This is a genomic window from Streptomyces sp. JK94, from assembly GCF_053613315.1.
Window position 1 is genome coordinate 37,584 of sequence record NZ_JBSICH010000025.1, and the last position, 18,693, is coordinate 56,276.

17 protein-coding genes and 2 pseudogenes are annotated in these 18,693 nt (G+C 71.6%); 9 read left to right on the forward strand and 10 right to left on the reverse strand.

All coding sequences use genetic code 11. The features are described from left to right. Positions 1-55: 55 nt before the first annotated feature. Positions 56-556, reverse strand: coding sequence for a glycine-rich domain-containing protein (locus ACVV2G_RS22125; RefSeq protein ID WP_453844484.1), 501 nt, complete (start codon positions 554-556; stop codon positions 56-58). A 321-nt stretch (positions 557-877) separates the two neighbouring features. On the opposite strand from ACVV2G_RS22125, the gene ACVV2G_RS22130 reads away from it, so the two are divergent. Beyond that, complete coding sequence (locus tag ACVV2G_RS22130; RefSeq protein WP_043381572.1) at positions 878-1,651, forward strand: helix-turn-helix domain-containing protein; 774 nt, start codon at positions 878-880, stop codon at positions 1,649-1,651. 125 nt (positions 1,652-1,776) lie between these two features. On the opposite strand, the pseudogene ACVV2G_RS22135 reads toward ACVV2G_RS22130, so the two are convergent. Beyond that, positions 1,777-1,959, reverse strand: a pseudogene (locus ACVV2G_RS22135) (MFS transporter); the annotation flags it as partial. A 257-nt stretch (positions 1,960-2,216) separates the two neighbouring features. Here ACVV2G_RS22135 and ACVV2G_RS22140 point away from each other — a divergent pair. Next, the gene (locus tag ACVV2G_RS22140; RefSeq protein WP_453844600.1) at positions 2,217-3,254 is read left to right on the forward strand and encodes a GlxA family transcriptional regulator; all 1,038 of its coding nucleotides are present in this window, start codon (positions 2,217-2,219) and stop codon (positions 3,252-3,254) included. A gap of 584 nt (positions 3,255-3,838) precedes the next feature. Here the strand turns inward: ACVV2G_RS22140 and ACVV2G_RS22145 are convergent. Continuing rightward, complete coding sequence (locus ACVV2G_RS22145; protein ID WP_453844485.1) at positions 3,839-4,633, reverse strand: hypothetical protein; 795 nt, start codon at positions 4,631-4,633, stop codon at positions 3,839-3,841. 1,006 nt (positions 4,634-5,639) lie between these two features. Here ACVV2G_RS22145 and ACVV2G_RS22150 point away from each other — a divergent pair. Beyond that, a complete protein-coding gene (locus ACVV2G_RS22150) occupies positions 5,640-6,788 on the forward strand; it encodes a cytochrome P450 (RefSeq protein WP_453844486.1) in 1,149 nt (382 codons plus the stop codon). Between the two features lie 414 nt (positions 6,789-7,202). On the opposite strand, the pseudogene ACVV2G_RS22155 reads toward ACVV2G_RS22150, so the two are convergent. The 4 genes and pseudogenes from ACVV2G_RS22155 to ACVV2G_RS22170 all read right to left on the reverse strand — a co-directional run. Beyond that, positions 7,203-7,657 (reverse strand): annotated as a pseudogene (locus ACVV2G_RS22155) (transposase); the annotation flags it as partial. Positions 7,658-7,736: 79 nt separating this feature from the next. Beyond that, positions 7,737-8,213 (reverse strand): ATP-binding protein, encoded by a 477-nt coding sequence (locus tag ACVV2G_RS22160; protein WP_453844601.1) that lies wholly within the window; start codon positions 8,211-8,213, stop codon positions 7,737-7,739. 507 nt (positions 8,214-8,720) lie between these two features. Then, positions 8,721-9,233: an EF-hand domain-containing protein gene (locus tag ACVV2G_RS22165; protein ID WP_453844487.1), complete on the reverse strand. Its 513-nt coding sequence runs from the start codon at positions 9,231-9,233 to the stop codon at positions 8,721-8,723. A 193-nt stretch (positions 9,234-9,426) separates the two neighbouring features. Beyond that, the gene (locus ACVV2G_RS22170; protein WP_453844488.1) at positions 9,427-9,807 is read right to left on the reverse strand and encodes an STAS domain-containing protein; all 381 of its coding nucleotides are present in this window, start codon (positions 9,805-9,807) and stop codon (positions 9,427-9,429) included. 375 nt (positions 9,808-10,182) lie between these two features. On the opposite strand from ACVV2G_RS22170, the gene ACVV2G_RS22175 reads away from it, so the two are divergent. Both ACVV2G_RS22175 and ACVV2G_RS22180 read left to right on the forward strand, forming a co-directional pair. After that, positions 10,183-10,776, forward strand: coding sequence for a sigma-70 family RNA polymerase sigma factor (locus ACVV2G_RS22175; protein WP_453844489.1), 594 nt, complete (start codon positions 10,183-10,185; stop codon positions 10,774-10,776). Continuing rightward, positions 10,773-12,077 carry a maleylpyruvate isomerase N-terminal domain-containing protein gene (locus ACVV2G_RS22180; protein ID WP_453844490.1) on the forward strand — a complete coding sequence of 435 codons (1,305 nt, stop codon included), beginning with the start codon at positions 10,773-10,775 and terminating at the stop codon, positions 12,075-12,077. Before ACVV2G_RS22175 ends, ACVV2G_RS22180 begins: the two co-directional genes overlap by 4 nt. A gap of 39 nt (positions 12,078-12,116) precedes the next feature. Here the strand turns inward: ACVV2G_RS22180 and ACVV2G_RS22185 are convergent, their stop codons facing one another. Next, positions 12,117-12,851 carry a GbsR/MarR family transcriptional regulator gene (locus ACVV2G_RS22185; protein ID WP_453844491.1) on the reverse strand — a complete coding sequence of 245 codons (735 nt, stop codon included), beginning with the start codon at positions 12,849-12,851 and terminating at the stop codon, positions 12,117-12,119. A 225-nt stretch (positions 12,852-13,076) separates the two neighbouring features. Here ACVV2G_RS22185 and ACVV2G_RS22190 point away from each other — a divergent pair, with 225 nt between their 5' ends. From ACVV2G_RS22190 to ACVV2G_RS22200, 3 genes are read left to right on the forward strand one after another with little or no spacing between them, the layout of a single operon-like run. Next, positions 13,077-13,742 (forward strand): DUF4097 family beta strand repeat-containing protein, encoded by a 666-nt coding sequence (locus tag ACVV2G_RS22190; RefSeq protein ID WP_453844492.1) that lies wholly within the window; start codon positions 13,077-13,079, stop codon positions 13,740-13,742. A 12-nt stretch (positions 13,743-13,754) separates the two neighbouring features. Beyond that, positions 13,755-14,720 carry an ATP-binding cassette domain-containing protein gene (locus ACVV2G_RS22195; RefSeq protein ID WP_453844493.1) on the forward strand — a complete coding sequence of 322 codons (966 nt, stop codon included), beginning with the start codon at positions 13,755-13,757 and terminating at the stop codon, positions 14,718-14,720. Continuing rightward, entirely contained in the window at positions 14,717-15,529 is an 813-nt protein-coding gene (locus ACVV2G_RS22200; RefSeq protein ID WP_453844494.1) for an ABC transporter permease, read from the forward strand. The genes ACVV2G_RS22195 and ACVV2G_RS22200 overlap by 4 nt, the downstream gene beginning before the upstream one ends. Before the next feature lie 233 nt (positions 15,530-15,762). On the opposite strand, the gene purU is transcribed toward ACVV2G_RS22200, so the two are convergent. Together purU and ACVV2G_RS22210 are read right to left on the reverse strand one after the other, a co-directional pair. Continuing rightward, positions 15,763-16,656: a formyltetrahydrofolate deformylase gene (gene purU, locus ACVV2G_RS22205; protein ID WP_453844495.1), complete on the reverse strand. Its 894-nt coding sequence runs from the start codon at positions 16,654-16,656 to the stop codon at positions 15,763-15,765. Positions 16,657-16,747: 91 nt separating this feature from the next. Continuing rightward, a complete protein-coding gene (locus tag ACVV2G_RS22210) occupies positions 16,748-17,248 on the reverse strand; it encodes an SCO4402 family protein (protein WP_453844496.1) in 501 nt (166 codons plus the stop codon). A gap of 117 nt (positions 17,249-17,365) precedes the next feature. Here ACVV2G_RS22210 and ACVV2G_RS22215 point away from each other — a divergent pair, with 117 nt between their 5' ends. Beyond that, the gene (locus ACVV2G_RS22215; RefSeq protein ID WP_453844497.1) at positions 17,366-18,685 is read left to right on the forward strand and encodes an ABC transporter substrate-binding protein; all 1,320 of its coding nucleotides are present in this window, start codon (positions 17,366-17,368) and stop codon (positions 18,683-18,685) included. The last annotated feature ends 8 nt before the right edge of the window (positions 18,686-18,693 follow it).

Sequence of the window (18,693 nt, forward strand, 5' to 3'; positions counted from 1 at the left end):
GAGGGGCCCACCCCCAACGTACGAAGGTAGGCCCCAACTCACCTGCCGCTCACTACTACTTGGGCGAGTCGTGGCACCCGGCGTGGCACTGGTTGCAGTCGGCCGCGTCCTCCATGCCCCACAGGCCGGGGTCGATCTCGAACCCAGCCGCCTTGATGGCCCTGATCGTCTGTTCCAGGACGAGCGGGCCGCCGGTCTTGAGGTCGTGGCCGTCCAGCGTCGCCTTGTCGTCGCTGACGCACTGGGCACCAGCCGCCGTCCCCGGAAGTTCCGGCACGTGGTGGATGTACCGGCCGAAGTGCCGGCTGGTGAAGTGGTGGTACGGGATCGAGTCGAGCATGAACGAGTGCCATGCCTCGTCCACCTGCTTGGACGGGCCCATGAGAAGGTCCGGGTTCTCGCCGCACGTGACCAGGTAGGCGATGGCCTGTCCGAACTTGGCCTCTGCAAGTTCGCGCGTGTTCTCCGGGTTGCGGAGGAGGAGGGCTACCTCCCGCTCCCACACGTCCGGGGTGACGTACGCCTTCGGGTCGCGGATCACTACTGCCGTACTCATGCTGGCTTGCCTCCACGTGCTTGGGGGTCCGTGGTGCTCCGGTCATGTCGCCCACCCCTGCACTTGGGGCACAGGCACGGCGGCATCAGGCCAGTAGCGAGGGGTTCCCCGCCCTCACCCTCGTACAGGGTTCGTGGCTTGGTCTGGGTGCCGTCGGCTCTCACCGTGTAAGCGCTGATGCGGATGGACATGACGACCATGTTCCGGATCGATCATGACCATTGCGGCGACGTTCAAGGCGCCCCTCGGGCGTCATGTCGGTGTCACCCCGAGGGCGTCAAACCGGTGTCATTGGAGGCGTGACGTGGCTACCCTCGGATCATGACGACTCCGGCCGAGCGGGAGCGGATCCCCAACAACGTGCTGACTTCTGTGCGCAAGTCGATGAACCTCAGCCAAGACGAGTTCGCCCGGGGCTTACGCGGCGCAGGTGAGGAGCTGGGGGAGCCGAACGACGCCTCCAAGCGACTCGTGCAACGCTGGGAGTCCGGGGAGACCAGGACATGCCGCCCGCTGTATGCGCGGGCACTGAAGCGGTTCACCGGCCGTACCCCTGAGTCGCTGGGGTTCGCGATCCCGATGGCACGCGTCCACTCAGACGGGGCAGGAGGCCACGACATGGAGGCTGAGGAAGTCGGCACGGCTGACGCTGTCACAAGTCCGGAGCCGGAGCCGCAGAGCGAGTACGCAGGCATCTGGCTGTCCCGGTACGAGTTTTACTCGTCCAGTCGTGACGAGACGTTCGACTGCAAGCATCACGTCGTGATCGTCCAGCACGGCAACCGGCTGACAGCCCAGAGCCTGCCCGGAGCATCGACCAACCCGGACAGCCCGTTGTCCCTGGATCTCACCGTTGATCGGAACGTCGTCACCGGTACGTGGACCGAGCAGACGGCGGCTGACGGGTACTACCAGGGCGCCCGGTACCACGGTGCGATTCAGCTACTCATCGAGCCCACGGGCCGACGTATGGCGGGCAAGTGGGTCGGGTTCGGCAAGGACTTCGATGTGAACACGGGCCCGTGGGAGCTGCGCCTACTCGACCGATCGACAGGCCGCGCGAGCATCGAGCGGTACTCGGCCACACCGCAGTGAGGGATCGGGGCGCTCCCCCTGGGGGGCGCCCCGTGCGGGCGCCTGGCCGCCGAATCCGCCCCGCCTGGTTCGAACTGGCAGGAGCCCAGAGACCCGCCTTCAAATTCCCCAAAGCGTCACTACGCGAAGTCGCCCTGGAGCGGGTCGATGAGGATGCCGGGCAGGGAGCGGAAGGCGGCGGCACCGATGATCGTCACGAAGGTGACGGCGGCGACCCACCACGCGCGGTGCACCCGGGCACGGTGGCGCGGTCGGGCGGGCTCCGGCCGGTGGGCGGCCGCTTCGGCGGCGTCGGTCGTCTGGGTCACGCCCTAGAGCTTCCGATGCGCCGTCCGCCCGATCGAGTGGCCCGAAGGACATGGTTCGCTAGGATCGGGCCATGCCGTCCGACCACCCGTCGCGTCCGCCCCGTCCGTCCGAGCTGTCCAGCCGCCCGCCCGGGCCTCCCCGTCCTGCCGGGCCGTCCGGCCCGACCGGTCCCGCCGAGCCGACCGGTCCCGCCGAGCCGCTGAGGCCGACCGGGCCGGCCCGCCCTCCCGGGTCCAGCCCGTCCGGGCCGCTCGGTCTGACCACCCCGGCCGGCCCGGCCACCCCGTCTGCCCCGCCCGGCCCGGATCGGCCGCACCGCGTCGTCGTGCTCGCCCTGGACGGGCTGCTCCCCTTCGAGCTGGGCATCCCGCAGCGGATCTTCGGGCGTGCCCGGGACGCGGGGCGGCGTCCGCTGTACGAGGTGGTCACCTGCTCGGTCCGCCCGCCGGGGCCGGTCGACACCGACGCGGACTTCGCGATCCTGGTCGGGAACGGCCCCGAGGCCCTGGCGACCGCCGACACCGTCGTCGTACCCGCCTCCTACGAGCTGGGCCCGGTGCACGAGCAGGGCGTGCTGACCGGGGAGCTGGCCGCCGCGCTGGCCCACGTCCGGCCCGGTACCCGGCTCGTCGCGATCTGCACGGGCGGTTACGTCCTCGCCGCCGCCGGCTACCTCGACGGCCGCCCGGCGACCACGCACTGGGCCTCCGCCGAGCACTTCCAGCGGCTGTTCCCGAAGGTGCGGGTGGACCCGGACGTACTGTTCGTCGACGACGGCGACGTACTCACCTCGGCCGGGGTCGCGGCCGGCATCGACCTGTGCGTGCACATCGTGCGCCGGGACCACGGCACCGCCGTCGCCAACGACGTGGCCCGCCGCACCGTCGTACCGCCGCACCGCGACGGCGGTCAGGCGCAGTACATCGAGCGGCCGGTGCCCGATCCCCGGCACTCCTCGACGGCCAACGCCCGCAGCTGGGCGCTCGGCCGCCTCAAGGAGCCGATCCGGCTGCGGGACATGGCCGCCCAGGAGTCGATGTCCGTCCGCACCTTCACCCGCCGCTTCCGCGAGGAGGCCGGCGTCAGTCCGGGCCAGTGGCTCACCGGGCAGCGCGTCGAACGGGCCCGGCACCTGCTGGAATCCACCGCGCTGTCCGTCGACCAGGTGGCCCGCGACGCGGGCTTCGGCACGGCGCAGTCGATGCGGCAGCACCTGCAGGCGGCGCTCGGGGTCACCCCGACCGCCTACCGGCGGACCTTCCGGCCGGATGCGTCCCCAGCCTGTGGAGATTGAGCGGAGCCCCCGGGTTTTGTTCTCGAACTCGTCGGCCGGCGGCGCGGCGTCGGCCGCCCCGAGCCCGGCACCGCGCGCCGCCGCCCGACTCCGGCGCTCCCGCCCGGCTCCCCTCGCCCCCGAGGGACACCGCCGCCGAATCACGACCCACACTCGTCGAGGGCCCCGTCACCGAGCCCTCGTCGTCCCCTCGCGGCGAATCGCTGCCTCAAGCGTGAGGAAGCCGTCACGATCCGTCAACCGACGTGAGGGGATTCCTCGCTCACGTCCCGCTCGCTCGGGACGCGCACGGAAGCACACCCCGGCGCACCGCCCCATCGCCCCCGGGGAGAACGGGCTTGGGGGTCATCTCATTCGGTTCGGTGGGCTGTTGGCTGTGGTGGGGAACGTTGAGCGGCTGGTGCCACAGCGACGCCGCCGGGTCAACTCCCGCGCCATCAAGGGCGAAGTCGCCAGCCGGCCCCTCGAACGCGTCGCTCACCGCACAGCAGACCACCCACGCGTTCCGGACTCCACCCTCGTTGGCACCACCAGAACCAAACGGGTCAAACGCACACCAAGGCCCTACGTTACCGGCATCGAGGCTAGCCCCAGGCTGCCGCGTCCATGGTCACCACGGCAGCACCCGGCAGCACCACGTACACGAAGAGCAGCCGTTGCCGAATGTCGACGTTCAGCGCCTCGATACGTGCCTGGAAGGGCTCGATGATGCGCTCGTCGACGGTGATCAACCCGCCGTCCTGGTAGAGGCAGGGATTGTCAGCCGCTTCCAGGACGACGCCCACGCTCTTGCCCTGGTACGACCCCACCTTGTTGGTCACCCCGTTGATGAGTCCGGTGACCAGGCCCTCTTCGCTCTTGCAGCCGCCGACTTTCAGTGTGTCGGCAACCACCGGGCAGGCGTCGTAGAAGGACTTGTCGCTATGTCCGGCCGGCGTGGGGTGGTGGCCTTCGATCACGAAGTCAGGCTTGGCAGCGACGCCTTCGACGGGCCAGGGCAGGATCTCCGTGTGCCCGGCCCTCCACAGGGCCTTGGCCACAATGAGTTCCAGGGCCGCGTTGTAGCAGGTTCCGTGCAGGGCGCTCGGTGGCCGGTATCCCGGGTTCTCCATCAGCCTTTGGACGGCGGGACTCTGCGCGGCGGGGGTGATGAGGTCAAGATGCAGCCGGATGAGGATGTCCTTGGTGTCGGCGGCCCGAGCATCCGGATCCAGCAGGCCGGCGACCAGTTCCTCGCCTCGCACTGCGATGGCAGCCCGCTGCTCGGTGGACAGCTTTTTGACCATGCCGTTATCGGGACCGAGGGCCCCCTTGCCCTGCACGAGGGCGGTGATCTCGTCGGTCCAGGGTCCGGGCCAGACCGGTACGGCCGTCGCCATGACTCATCAGCTCCATTCACTGTCGATGGATACGCAGGAACCCCGGTGGGGAGCCCGGCATGCCCGGCGCCCTCGGGGGACACGGCACGCCTGTGGCGGTTCGATTCGCAAGGCGATTCGTCATGTGATGTGACGTGATGTCATGTGACGGGTGCAGGTCACCGACCGTACGGCAGGCGTATCGACCAAGAGGAGACATCCAGCCAGAAATGGCCTGAAATTCCCCTTTGGCGAGAATCGACCCGGCGCATAGCGTTCGCCGTGTGCCGGAGGCGGAGCGCGGGCGTGCTTATAGGCGTCTTTGGCGCCAGCTCCGATGCAGCACGGCCCGTTGCTGGAAGCCTTGTTGGCCGCGGGAGCGTTCTGCCCCTTCGCGTGTCCGGCAGAGGATGGAGAAAAGACGCTCCGAAGCCCTGCCCGTCGACCCCTGGTGATAAAGGGCCGGAGGCCATGGGCGTCGGCAGAGGGCGGTCATGACGCGGCCGTGCCGCCCGGTCGTACTACCCGTCTTTGGCCGGTTCCGGCAGTTCACCCGGTTCTGCAGGGGGAGTAGCGTCGCGGACCAACTGGTGCCCTCGCGGTCGGCCGGCTCACCGGTGAATCGGCCACGCACGACGAGAGCGGCAGCAGACGACGAGATGCTGTACGGGTCGTGGAACCCTGCAGCATTGACCGGCAAGGAGGACGAATATGTCGTGGGTGACCAGCAGCCTTCGGGCGTTCAGCGGTGAGATGCGTGCGCGGTGGTACGGGTACTTCGTCGGCTACGGGCGGCAGGACTGACGTTCGGCGGCCGGAACAGGCACGACTCCGGCCGGCAAGGGAGGACAGCCGCGATGTCATGGACCATCAGAAGCCTTGGGGCGCCCAGTGATGCGGTGCGTACGCGCCGCACCCGGTACGGCCACAGGTATGGGCACGACGCCTGACGTGTTCTCCGCAAAGGGATGGGACGAGCAGCCGAGTCGCCGCGCGTCCCGTCCTCCGTCAGATGGGCGGACGCCCCATGTTCCTGGACAGGAAGAGTCTGTGGCCGCAACTGCGGCGGTGGGAGGAGCAGGCTGCGGACCGCGACGGTCCGTTCAGGCTCCGCTTCGGAACCCTCTTCGTAGCCGATGCTGACGCGGCCCGGGACGTCCTGGTCGACTCGGCCAGCAACTACCTGTCCCAGTCCGGGTTCTATCGCCTGGGACCGGAATCCCTGCCCCAGGCGGTCCGGAGCGAAGCCTCCCGCGAGCTGCTCAGGGTCCTGGCCCGGCACGATCTCGCGTCGTCGTTCGACCTCGGCTCCGCCCTCGGTGAGGTGAGTGACGGCCGCGACCGTCTGCGGCACCAGCGCTGGGGCGTCGAAATGGTCCGGCGGTACTTCGCCCCCGTCATCGCGCACAAGTGTCATACCGAAATCAATGCGCTCGTCGACGCCTATGTGACGTCGAGCGTCGTCGCCGACGACATCCTCGGCCACGTGCTGAGACGCTCGCACCGTACGGTGCCCGCCGTCCGGACCGGGCTCGCCGAACAACTCGGCCGGCTTTCGGCGCAGGAGGGCGGCGCGCAGGACCTGGTCGACCTGGTACTCGGCCTGCCCGGTGAACTGTCCCCCGACGATCGCGCACAATTGCTGCAACGTCTCGTCCTGTCCACGGTCGGCTTCACCGGTGTGGCTCTCGAATGGGTGGTGATGCTCGGCATCCAGCACGGCTACGACACCCCGGCGGTGCGGCGGGAACAGGTCCATCGGCTGGTCAGGGAGGCGCTGCGCCTGTATCCGACCGCCTGGCGCCTGATCAGGGTGGCCGCCGCCGACCACGAGGTTGCCGGCGCCCGGGTCCACGAGGGCGAGCACGTCCTGATCGGCACGCACGCGATCCACCGGTCGGCGACCGTATGGGAGAGGCCACTGGACTTCCGTCCCTCACGTTGGAAGCAGCCGACCGACGACCAGCGGCGCTCCTACCTCCCCTTCGGCAAGGGCGACGGCATGTGCCCGGCGAACGGCTTCGCCGTCAAGGCGCTCGAATACCTCGGCCACCTCATTCTTCACGGCCACCGGGGGCACGTGCGACTGCACGCCCGCAAGCCTCACGTCCGCACGCTCCTGGCCCCACCTGCCGGCTGGACCTGCCTCGCTCCCGCCGCAATGGCCGAGCGCTGAACCGGGCCTCGCTTCAGCTTGGCGTCTTACGCCGCTCGTACGACAGGCCAGTAACCCGCAGGGTTGCCCGGGCAGCGGCAGCGGCCGTCTGTGATCCTCGGCCAGAGCTTCCGTACCGGGCTCGTGGGGCTGTTCACCAGGACTACTGGGCAGCTTACGGGGCCTGGCGGGGCCTCGGTACCGGTGGCACTCGGTCTGCTGTACGTGCCTCGGTGACAGGTAGCGTGCCCCTGTGATGTCAACTGCTATACCGATCCGGGAGGCAGCGGCCGCAGGAGCTTCGACTCGCACCGGGCTGTCCCGAGGCGCTCGGGGTGGCGCCTGCCGCGCCACCCCGCTCCCGCCCCGTCACTACCGGATCATGAGCTGGCCGGTGGTCCAAGATGTCATCTCATCTGGTGAGCCTGCGGTAACAGATGAGGAGATTCCGACGGACAGGGGCAGACCGGTTCGCTCGGTGGCCAGGTGGATCTTCGAGCCGTACTCGCCCCGATCCGCAGGATTCGGACCCGTCAGATCCCCCTTTTCAGGGCCCGCATGTTCACCGAGTCGATCGCGCACCTCGACCAGTCCAGGTCACCACGCGAGCCCAGTTCGTCGAGGACCAGGCGGTGCAGCTCGGCCCACACCCGGGCCTTGGTCCACTCGGTGAACCGGCGGTGTGCCGTCGCCCCGGACGGCCCGAACGACGCCGAGGGCAGTTGCTGCCACGTGCAGCCGGACGTGGCCACGCACACGATCGCGGCCAGCACCTCCCGGTCGCCGTGCCGGCGCCGGCCGCCGCCCTGAGGCCGCGAGGGCGCCTCCGGCACTACCCGCTGGAACACATCCCACAATGCATCCGGCACCAGCCGCTCAACGATCCCCACAGCCGACAGCCCACCGAACCAAATGAGATGACCTCTTGGGCCGCATCCGGCGCCTCGCGCGACGCCCCCCGCTCCGCCCCTACACCACTTCGAACGCGAAGCCCTCGTACGTCACCGTGCCGCCCCCGCGCCCACACGCCGGCGGGACCTCCTCGCGCCCGGCGCAGCGGTCGAGTTCGCACCAGATGCGCTTGCCGGTGCCCTCCCGGCTCCAGCCCCAGCGGTCGGCGAGGCCGTCGACGAGGGCGAGCCCCCGGCCGCCCGTCGCCTCACCGTCCACACAGCGGGGCACCGGGGCCCGGTCACTGGCGTCGTCCACCTCCAGGCGGACCGTCGCCCCCTCGGCCCCCTCACCCACCGGTACCGGCAGCACCAGCCGCAGCACGGCGGAACAGCCGGTGTGGACCACGGCGTTGGTGACGAGTTCGGAGACGAGCAGGACCAGCGTCTCGGCGAGTGGCTCGTCGACCTGTATCCCGGCCCCGGCGAGTCGCGAGCGCGCCCACCGCCGGGCACGCCCCACTTCCGAGGGGTCTGGCCGGACCTCCAGCTGCACTTGAAGCACCTGCACCGCTCACACCATCCGAACCGGCGGACACCAAGGCTCGCGCCTCATGAGGGCCACGATCGTGGCCATTTCCTGCATGGCCAGAACAATGGCCGGGCCAGGGATCACGGAACGTGAATCCCGTGTGACACAGCATGGTTGACGTTCCGTCACCCCAACAAGCGCTTCGGGCATATTCCAGCGCGAAGGAGTACGCGTGCGGCATACTGTGCGACGCCTGTTCCGGGATGTCGAACAGGGGGCGGCCGACGGCCGTTCCGCACCGCGGGGCCGGGAGCGCACCGCCGGTTCCGGAGCCGCCCGAAGGGCGACTCCGGCACGGCTGGCGCCCGGGACCACTCGCATCCGCACAAGGTACCGGAGTGTGGCACCGACTCCGGGCCGTGACGGGTGGCCCGGCGGACACGACCCGATATCAACGCTCCGTCACGCCGCACCGCCACGGTCCGCGGCATCCGCTCGGAACGCCGCGAGCGAGGGCCGGTGCGGCCCGGGTCACTCGGGCACGGTGAAGTAGCGGGCGAAGGCCGGGACGATCTCCGCCTCCCCCACCTTGCCGTCGCCGTCCGTGTCCAGCGCGGCGGCGACCGGGCGGGCGGAGTCCCCGGGGACGCCGAGCGCGGCGAGCACGCGCGCGACGTCCTCGACGATCACGGCTCCGTCGCCGTCGGTGTCGGCGACGTCCAGGGCCGCGTGCAGGAAGGGGCGGGCGATCTCGGCGAAGCGGTCCGGGTTGTCCCGCAGCCGCTTGACCGCCGCGGTGACGAACTCCGCCCGGGTGATGCGCTGGTCGCCGTCCCGGTCGGCGATGCCCGCCATGCCCTGCCAGAGCGCCTCCGCGCCGCCGTACAGGGCCTGCCCCTTCTCGGACCGGGCGGCGGTGCCGAACTCGGCGAGCAGCGCCTTGGCCGCCGCGTTGAAGTCCGCACGGTCGATGTAGCCGTTGCCGTCCTGGTCGAAGGTGGTGAACCGCGCGGCGATCCTGCGCTCGTACTCGCTGTTGACCATGGTTCTCTCCGGCCGCCTCACGTCGGTGGGTGGTCTGCGTCTCGCTCGGAGCGTACGACGCCGGGCGCGGCCGCGGGCGGGTTCCGCGCGTCCGGGCGCCGGCGGGCGGGTCTCCGGGCAGGTGGGTGTGTGAGCAGGTGAACGGGTGAACGGATGGGTGTGCGGGCGTCCCGGGCGGGTGGCGTCCGCGCGCCTACGCGGAGAGCGGGCGCGGTTCGTCGCCGGTCGCCGAGGCCAGGTCGGGATGGACGTCGAAGAGCCGCCGCACGCCGAGCGCGCCGAGGACGCGGTTGACGTGGGAGCCGTCCACGGCGCCCTGCGCGGGCAGTATCAGGCGCAGCCGGCCCTGACAGGAGCGGATGAGCCGCCGGGAGGCGATGAGCACCCCGACCCCGCTGGAGTCGCAGAACAGGACCTCGGAGAGATCCAGGACGAGACTGTGCCGCCCCTCGGCCACCTCGTCGTGCACGCGCTGCCGCAGCACCGGTGACGTCACCAGGTCCAGTTCGCCGGCCACCTGGAGCACGGCCCACTCGCCCTGCTCACCGCCGGTCACATTGAGCGTCACCACCATGCCCTTCATTCGCCGGTCAACGGACGTCCGGAATCACCTGAATCTCACCGGAACACACCCGAAACGGAAGTCATGCTTACGCTTCTTGGCCGCGCGCCTGCCCACCGGCCGTTCCCGCAAACGCCCCGCGGAAAACGGGGACCGATCGGAAAAGGCTTGTTCCAAGCGCTTTCGCTCCTGTTCGATCGCCTCCGGCCGCACGGTAAAGGGTAGGGGAAGCGCTTATCACCCGCGGGTGCCCGGGGGCGCACATTGACACAAAGGGGCGTGCGGTGTCGGACGTGCCGACTACATTCGGGAAGGGGATGGCCGCAGGCTGGAGGCCGGAACGGGCACGAGGACGAGCAGCGCGTCGGGCAGGGGGTGAGGGGCCGCATGGCGGAGAGGGACGCACCGCTGCGCTGGGACCGCAAGATGCAGCAGCGGCTCGCGCGCGGCGAGGCCGCCGCCCTGGGGGAGCTGTACGACCGGTTCGCCTCGCTCGTGCACGGACTCGCGCACCGGGTGCTCGGTGACGAGCGGGCCGCCGACCGCCTCACGCGCGACGTCTTCGCGCACGTCTGGGAGCATCCCGACACCTACGACCACCGGCAGGGCCCGCTGCGCACCTGGATCGCCACCCTGACCCACCGCCTGGCGGTGCAGCGCCTGCGCACCACCGAGACGGCCGCCCTCGCCCGCGGCGGCACCGGAACCACCGAGGAGCTGGAGAGCACGGTGCGCCACGCCGCGGTCGCCGCCCGCGCCGACTACATCGTCCAGTCCATGCCGGCCCCGTTGCGCGCCGCCCTGGAGCTGGCCTACTTCCAGCGGCGCGACTACCGTCAGACCGCCGCCGACCTCGGTGTCACGGAGGACGAGGCCCGCCGCCGCCTCCGCCTCGGCCTCCAGCTCCTGTCCACCGCCCGCGAAGCGGCCGCCCCGCAGGCGGCACCGGGGTCGCCGCCGGGGTACGGGGGTGCGGCATGAAGGACCCCCACGGCACCCGCGACGAGAACGGGGACCCCGACGGCCCCGGTGACCCCGGCGGCCCCGGTGACCCCGGCGAACGCGCCTCCGCCGCGCGGACACCGCTGCCCCGGGTGTCCGTCGAGGACGGCGGGCGGTCGCTGCCCGACGCGGTGCCGGGCGGGCCCGTGGCGCTGGAGCACCAGGGGCCCGTGGCGCTGGAGCACCAGGTGCTGGCGTCGCTCCTCGGGGCGTGGGCGCTGGCGGCCTGTTCGGCGGAGGAGGCGGCGGCCGTCGAGGAGCATCTCGGCGCGTGCGACCCCTGCGCCGACGAGGCGCTGCGGCTGCGCGAGGCCGTCGGGCTGCTGCAGCGGCCCGAGAGCCTCGACCTGGACCCCGCCCTGCGCACCCGCGTCCTGGAAGGGTGCCTGGAACGGCGCCCGCCGCGCATCCCGGTGCCCGACTGGGCGTCGCCGTACGACGCCGAGACCGCGCGGCTGGACGCGCTGCTGCAGGACATCGGGGACGCCGAGTGGCACGCGCCGGTCCGGCTGCGCTGGTTCGAGGCGGACGGCGCCGCGAGCCGCCGCACCACCGTCGCCGGGGTCATCGCGCACCTGCTGACGGTCGACGGACTGGTCGCGGTCGCCCTGGGGCTCGCCGACCCGCTGGGCGACGTCACCGCGCCGACCGACGCACCGGCCGGCCGCACCGAGGCGTACTGGCGTGCCTCGCGCCACCCGCCCACCCGCGCGGTGCGGGCACCCTGGCGCGAGCAGAGCCACGACCTCGTACGGACCGTGTCGTTCACCGGCGAGGCGGGCCGGATGCCGGTGTCCTACGGCGACTTCGGGCTGCCGCTGCACGACGCCATGCTGGACCGGGCGTTCGAGTGCTGGGTGCACGCGGAGGACATCGCCGACGCGGTCGACTACCCGTACGAGCCGCCCTCCGCGCGTCATCTGCACCGCATGATCGATCTCGCGGCCCGGCTGCTGCCGGACGCCCTCGCGGCCCGTCGCCGGGCGGGGCCGGCCCCGCCCGCCGCCCGCCCGCGTCTGCTCGCCGCGGGTGAGCCGGGGCGCAGCCTGCGGCTGGAGATCGAGGGCTCGGGCGGCGGGGAGTGGCTCATCCCCCTCGACTCCCCGGGGGCGGTGGGCTCCGCCGACCACGAGGTGGCGCACGTGGCCCTGGACGGCGTGGAGTTCTGCCGGCTGGCCGCGGGCCACGTGCCTCCGGCCGAGGCCGCCGCGGGCCAGGCGGGCGACCGCGAGGCGATCAGGGACGTCCTGTTCGCGGCGGCCGGCCTGAGCCGGATGTAGGACCGGCGGACGCCCGCGCGGTGCCGGTCCGGGCCGGCCTCACCCGGCGCCGTCCGGGGGCGGGGCGGGTGCCGTGTGGAGGACTTCGCGGGCCTGGTCCGCGGCCCGGATGATGCTCTCGGAGATGAAGTCGAGGAAGCGCGCCATGTTCTCCAGGCGCTCGGCGGCCGGGGTGCCGGAGCCGAGGACGCCGACGCCCTGGCGTGCGGTCTCGGCCACCTGCAGGGTCCCGCGGGCGCTGGCGACCATGGACTGGTACCAGACGTCGTCGTCGATGACGTAGCGCTCGCGCCGCGACGCGTCGCGTTCCCGCCGGACGAGGCCCTGCCCGTCGAGGAACGCGACCGCCTTGGAGATGGACGCCGGACTGACCTGCAGGCGCCGGGCGAGGTCGGCCGCGCCGAGGCTGCCCGTGTCACTGACGAAGAGACAGGCCATCACCCGGGCCATCATCTTCGGCGTGCCCGACTGCATGAAGACGGTGGTCAGCGTCTCCTCGTACGCGCGCACCGCCTCGGCGTCGCGCCCGGGCTCCTGCGGGAGCGCCCGGGGCCCCGGGGGTGCGGCCTGCCGGCGCCGGTGGGCGCGGTGCTCGGCGGCCCGGTGGGCGAGGTCGGCGCGGTACGCGGTGGGGCCGCCGTTGCGCATCACCTCGCGCGTGATCGTCGAGGTGGGGCGGTCGACGCGCCTGGCGATCTCCGCGTAGGCGAGGCCGTCGGCCAGCCCCAGCGCGATCTGCTGACGTTCCTGCTGGGTGAGCCTGCCTCCCGGCATGTGTTCTCCTTCGTGCTCCCTCGGTGCCCCCACCATAGCGTTCACTCCGATTTCATTGCAACGAACGATCCTCTGACGTTGCGTTACCCGGCGGGCTGTTGCAATGAAATAGCGCATTTGACCTGTACTTACGACTGTTGAGCGCAACAAAGATATTGATAAGAACATGAACGCAACGTAGCGTTTCCAATGTCAGAAACACCGGCGAGCGCACAGGAGCCCACCATGCAGGCCTTCGGCACCCCCGCCCCGATCTCCGCCGTCCTCGACATCCCCGCGGGGCGCGTCCGGTTCATCGCCGCCGACCGGGACGACACCACGGTCGAGGTCCTGCCCGCGGACGCCTCCAAGGGGCGCGACGTGCGGGCCGCCGAGCGGACCCGGGTCGCGTTCGGCGACGGTGTCCTGCGGATCGAGGGAGCGGCGAAGAACCAGTTCCTGGGTCCCTCCGGCTCCGTGGAGGTGACGGTCCGGCTGCCCGCCGGTTCCCGCGTCGAGGCCAGGGCGGCCGGCGCCGAGTTCCGCGGCGTCGGGCGGCTCGGCGACGTCGCCTTCGAGGGCGCGCACGGCCCGGTCAAGCTCGACGAGGCCGCGAGCGTCCGCCTCACCACCGCCGCCGGTGACGTCTCGGTCGGCCGCCTGCGCGGTCCCGCCGAGATCAGCACCGAGAAGGGCGACATCCGGATCACCGAGGCCGCGGGCGGCGCGGTCGTGCTGCGCACGCAGGCCGGCGACGTGTCGGTCGGTGCCGCCGCCGGAGTCTCCGCCTCGCTGGACGCCGGCACCTCCCACGGCCGCGTCCACAACGCGCTCAGGAACGCCGACGGCACCCCCGCCCTGACCATCCACGCGACCACCGCCCACGGCGACATCACCGCCCGCAGCCTCTGAGGAGCAGCAGTCATGACGAACCCGGCCATCGCGGCGAACGGACTGCGCAAGTCCTACGGCGACAAGACCGTCCTCGACGGCGTCGACCTGGCCGTCCCCGAGGGGAGCGTCTTCTCCCTGCTCGGCCCGAACGGCGCCGGCAAGACCACCGCCGTCAAGATCCTGTCCACGCTCGTCACGGCCGACGCCGGCGACATCCGCGTCGGCGGCCACGACCTCGCGGCCGACCCGCAGGCCGTGCGGGCCGCGATCGGTGTCACCGGTCAGTTCTCCGCCGTCGACGGGCTGATCACCGGCGAGGAGAACATGCTCCTCATGGCGGACCTGCACCACCTCCCCCGCGGCGAGGGCCGGCGGGTCGCCGCCGGACTGCTGGAGCGCTTCGGCCTCACCGAGGCGGCGAGGAAGCCCGCGTCCACCTACTCCGGCGGCATGAAGCGCCGCCTGGACATCGCCATGACCCTGGTCGGCGGCCCCCGGATCATCTTCCTCGACGAACCGACCACCGGCCTCGACCCGCGCTCCCGCCACACCATGTGGCAGGTCGTCCGCGACCTGGTCTCGGACGGGGTCACCGTCTTCCTCACCACCCAGTACCTGGAGGAGGCCGACGAACTCGCCGACCGCATCGCCGTACTCGACGGCGGAAGGATCGCCGCCGAGGGCACCGCCGACGAGCTCAAGCGGCTCGTCCCCGGCGGGCACGTACGGCTCCGCTTCACCGACCCCGCCGCCTACCGGTCCGCGGCCGGCGCGCTGCGCGAGGCGACCGGGGACGACGCGGCACTGGCCCTGCAGATCCCGGGCGACGGCGGCCAGCGCGCACTGCGGTCCCTCCTCGACCGGCTGGACGCGGCCGGCGTCGAGGCCGACGAACTGACCGTCCACACCCCCGACCTCGACGACGTCTTCTTCGCCCTCACCGGCACCGCCACCGTTCCCGCCCAGGACAACCGGCCCAAGGAGGCCCGCCGATGAGCACCCCCCCGGCTGCCGCCCGACCGTCCCGCTTCTCCCTCGCCGTGCGCGACTCGTCCACGATGCTGCGCCGCAACCTCCTGCACGCCCGGCGCTACCCGTCGCTCACCCTGAACCTGCTGCTCACGCCGGTCATGCTGCTGCTGCTCTTCGTCTACGTCTTCGGCGACGCGATGAGCGCGGGCATCGGCGGCGGAGACCGCTCCGACTACATCGCCTACATCGTCCCGGGCCTGCTCCTGATGACCATCGGGTCCACCACGATCGGCACCGCGGTCTCCGTCTCCAACGACATGACCGAGGGCATCATCGCCCGCTTCCGCACCATGGCCATCCACCGCGGCTCCGTACTCGTCGGGCACGTCGTCGGCAGTGTCGTGCAGTCGGTCATGAGCGTGGTCCTCGTCGGCGCCGTCGGGGTGGCCATCGGCTTCCGCTCCGCACACGCCACCGCCCTGGAGTGGCTGGCGGCCTTCGGACTCCTCGCGCTCTTCACCCTGGCACTGACCTGGATCGCCGTCGGGATGGGGCTGGTCAGCCCGAACGCCGAGGCCGCCAGCAACAACGCGTTGCCGCTGATCTTCCTTCCGCTGATCTCCAGCGCCTTCGTCCCGGTCGCCTCCATGCCCGGCTGGTTCCAGCCGGTCGCCGAGTACCAGCCCTTCACGCCGGCCATCGAGACCCTGCGCGGTCTCCTCCTCGGCACCGGGATCGGCCACAACGGGTGGCTCGCCCTCGCCTGGTGCGTCGCCCTCACCGCACTCGGCTACTTCTGGTCCACCGCGAAGTTCAGCAGCGACCCGGCGTAACCGCCGTGGTCACGCGGGCCGCACCCCTCCCCCGCAGAGCCCGCTCGCCCCGGGGCGGCGTCCACCGGCACCCCGCCGGCGCGCGCCGCCCCTCCGGCGTCGCGGACCGCACCCGGGGCCGGCGGGAAGCACCGGACGGGCACGCCCCAGGCGGCGACGACCGTCCACCGCCCGTTCAGGCGGCGACGACGCTCCGCCGCCCGTCCAAGCGAAGACGACCCTCCGCCGCCCGTTCAGGCGAAGACGACCGTCCGCCGCCCGTTCAGCAGAATCCGACGCTCCGCGTGCCACTTCACGGCCCGCGCCAGCGCCTGGCACTCCACGTCGCGCCCGGTGGCCACCAACTGGTCCGGCGTGACGTCGTGACCGACCCGCTCGACCTCCTGCTCGATGATCGGCCCCTCGTCGAGGTCGGCCGTCACGTAGTGGGCGGTCGCGCCGATCAGCTTCACGCCCCGGGCGTGCGCCTGGTGATAGGGCTTGGCGCCCTTGAAGCTCGGCAGGAAGGAGTGGTGGATGTTGATGATCCGGCCGCTGAGCTGCTTGCAGAGGTCGTCGGAGAGCACCTGCATGTAGCGGGCCAGTACGACGAGTTCGACCCTCTCCTCGCGCACGATCTCCAGGACGCGCGCCTCCGCCTCCGCCTTGGTGTCCCTCGTCACGGGGATGTGGTGGAACGGGATGCCGTAGGACCCCACCAGCTCGGCGAAGTCGGTGTGGTTGGACACCACGGCCGCGATCTCCACCGGCAGCGCACCGGTCCGGGCCCGGAAGAGCAGGTCGTTCAGGCAGTGCCCGAACCTGCTGACCATGAGCACGACGCGCATCTTGTCGTCGGCCCGGTTGATCTGCCAGTCCATGTGGAAGGCGTCGCCGATCGCCGTGAAGCTGGCGCGCAGCTTGTCCACGGTCACCGGGGCGTCGGCCGAGAAGTGGACGCGCATGAAGAAGAGTCCGGTGTCGTGGTCGCCGAACTGCTGGCTGTCCTCGATGTTGCAGCCGGTCATGAACAGGTAGCTCGACACGGCGTGCACGATGCCCTGCTTGTCGGGACAGGACAGCGTGAGGACGTACTGGTCGGCCGGGGCGGCGGCCGGCGGGACGGCGGCGGGGGACGACTCGTTCATGCGGCACAGGGTCCCATATCCGGGCCCCCGGACCGAGGCGCGTCCCGCCAGGCGGACCCGGGCGCCCCACCGGGCGGGCCCCGGCACCCTCTCAGGCGGACCGGGTCAGGATGCGCAGTACGTCGAGCGTGCGCGGCTCCGCCTCCGGGTCCTCGCCGTCGCCGGTGGCCAGCCGGACGTGCGCGTCACGGGCCGCCCGCACCGCCTCCGGCCAGTCGGGGTGGTCGAGGTACGCGGTCACCGGCGCGTCCGGTCCCACCTGGTGCATGATCCGCAGCACGCGCAGCACGGCGGTGTCGACGAGCGCCGCCTCCTGCGAGTCGCGGAAGACCGTGCCCACGTACTTCTCCGCGGACCAGTGATCCAGCCAGGTGTCCTCCACCAGCCGGTACACCGCGTCGGTGACGTCGCCGTAGCCGTCCACACCGGCCAGCCAGACGTCCCGCTGGAAGGCGGGGGCGGAGAGCATGTGCAGCGCGGAGCGCACCTGGCTGCGCCAGCGCCACCACGGCATGTCGTTGAGTGGCATGCCGCCCATGGTGGAGGAGCGACGGCCGCGACGGGAAGAGTTCTCCGAACCTTGCACGGTCATCGATCGTACGTTCCCCTCCGTCGGCGCCCCATCGGCCCCCTCAATTCACTTCTACGTCACCGTGCGTTGATCACAGGTCACTTCCAGGTTATCCACGTGACGGAATCGTGTGGGGACATGACCGGCAGGCGACCCACCCGCAGCACCTTCCTCCGCGGCCTCTCCGGCCGCCTACGGGCCACCCGCACCGGCGCACTCTCCGCGGGAGCGCTGGTGGCGTGCGCGTCGCTCGCCGCCGGCTGCGGGGTCGTCCCCGGTACCGCGGGAGGTTCCGGGGACGACGACCCGATCACCGTCATGACCTGGGCCCCGGAGGAAACGGGTGCGACCAACAAACCCGGCATGCCCGCCTTCGCCCAGGCCTACGCCCGCTCGGTCAACGCCCAGGGCGGCCTCGGCGGACGCAAGCTCAACGTCCTGACCTGCAACGACCGCAACAACAGCGTGACCGCCGCGAAGTGCGCCCGCCTCGCGGTCAAGGAGAACGTGATCGCGGTCGTCGGCTCCTACAGCCAGCACGCCGACTCCTTCTTCCCCATACTGGAGGGCGCCGGCATCCCGTACATCGGCGGCTACGGCATCACCAACAGGGAGTTCACCAGCCCCCTGTCCTACCCGGTCAACGGGGGCCAGCCCGCGCTGCTCGCCGGCCTCGGCAGCGCGCTCGCCGACTCCTGCGGGCCGGTCACACTCGTCCGGCCCGACACCATCACGGGCGACGAGCTGTCCGTGCTGCTCGACTCCGGGCTGGCCTCGGGCGGGCACGAGCGGGCCTACGACCAGCGGGCGGCGGAGGACGCCACCGAGTACGGCGGCCAGTCCGAACAGGCGCTGCGGCGGGTCACCACCGGCTCGCAGGACCAGGGGTGCGTGGTGCCCGTCCTCGGGGACCGCACGGGCACCTTCATGGACTCCTTCCGCCGGGCGCGCGAGGGCCACCCCGAGGTGCGGACCGCGACCGTGCTCGGCAGCGTCGACCAGACCGCGATCAACGCGAGCGGCGGGGCGTCCGGGCCCTACGAGGGGGCGTACGTCACCGGCTGGTACCCGCCGGTGAGCGACCCGGGCTGGGCCGGGATGAAGAGGGTGATCAAGGAGCAGGCGTTCGGCGACAACGACGTCGACGCCGCGGACGCCGGGGTGCAGACCACGTGGATCGCGTACACCGTCCTCAAGCAGGTCGTCGACTCCCTCGGTGACGGCGAGGTCAGCGCCGGCACCGTCAGGCGGGCCCTGGACGGCGGGCTGGAGGTCGGCACGGCCGGGCTCACGCCCTCCCTCCGGTGGACGTTCGCGGACAAGCTGGCCTCGGTCGGTTTCCCGCGCCTGGTCAACACCGAGGTCACCCTGCAGGTCGTACGGCAGGGCCGCCTCGTCTCGGCCCGCCAGGACGCCCTGGACACCACCCGCACCCTGCAGGACGCCGACGTGTCCTGAGCCGGCCG

Bases quoted from the DNA above. Each gene is read 5' to 3' on its own strand.
- ACVV2G_RS22125 (WP_453844484.1), bottom strand. From the start codon at position 556: ATGAGTACGGCAGTAGTGATCCGCGACCCGAAGGCGTACGTCACCCCG.
- ACVV2G_RS22130 (WP_043381572.1), top strand. From the start codon at position 878: ATGACGACTCCGGCCGAGCGGGAGCGGATCCCCAACAACGTGCTGACT.
- ACVV2G_RS22145 (WP_453844485.1), bottom strand. From the start codon at position 4,633: ATGGCGACGGCCGTACCGGTCTGGCCCGGACCCTGGACCGACGAGATC.
- ACVV2G_RS22150 (WP_453844486.1), top strand. From the start codon at position 5,640: ATGTTCCTGGACAGGAAGAGTCTGTGGCCGCAACTGCGGCGGTGGGAG.
- ACVV2G_RS22165 (WP_453844487.1), bottom strand. From the start codon at position 9,233: ATGGTCAACAGCGAGTACGAGCGCAGGATCGCCGCGCGGTTCACCACC.
- ACVV2G_RS22170 (WP_453844488.1), bottom strand. From the start codon at position 9,807: ATGGTGGTGACGCTCAATGTGACCGGCGGTGAGCAGGGCGAGTGGGCC.
- ACVV2G_RS22175 (WP_453844489.1), top strand. From the start codon at position 10,183: ATGGCGGAGAGGGACGCACCGCTGCGCTGGGACCGCAAGATGCAGCAG.
- ACVV2G_RS22180 (WP_453844490.1), top strand. From the start codon at position 10,773: ATGAAGGACCCCCACGGCACCCGCGACGAGAACGGGGACCCCGACGGC.
- ACVV2G_RS22185 (WP_453844491.1), bottom strand. From the start codon at position 12,851: ATGCCGGGAGGCAGGCTCACCCAGCAGGAACGTCAGCAGATCGCGCTG.
- ACVV2G_RS22190 (WP_453844492.1), top strand. From the start codon at position 13,077: ATGCAGGCCTTCGGCACCCCCGCCCCGATCTCCGCCGTCCTCGACATC.
- ACVV2G_RS22195 (WP_453844493.1), top strand. From the start codon at position 13,755: ATGACGAACCCGGCCATCGCGGCGAACGGACTGCGCAAGTCCTACGGC.
- ACVV2G_RS22200 (WP_453844494.1), top strand. From the start codon at position 14,717: ATGAGCACCCCCCCGGCTGCCGCCCGACCGTCCCGCTTCTCCCTCGCC.
- purU (WP_453844495.1), bottom strand. From the start codon at position 16,656: ATGAACGAGTCGTCCCCCGCCGCCGTCCCGCCGGCCGCCGCCCCGGCC.
- ACVV2G_RS22210 (WP_453844496.1), bottom strand. From the start codon at position 17,248: ATGACCGTGCAAGGTTCGGAGAACTCTTCCCGTCGCGGCCGTCGCTCC.
- ACVV2G_RS22215 (WP_453844497.1), top strand. From the start codon at position 17,366: ATGACCGGCAGGCGACCCACCCGCAGCACCTTCCTCCGCGGCCTCTCC.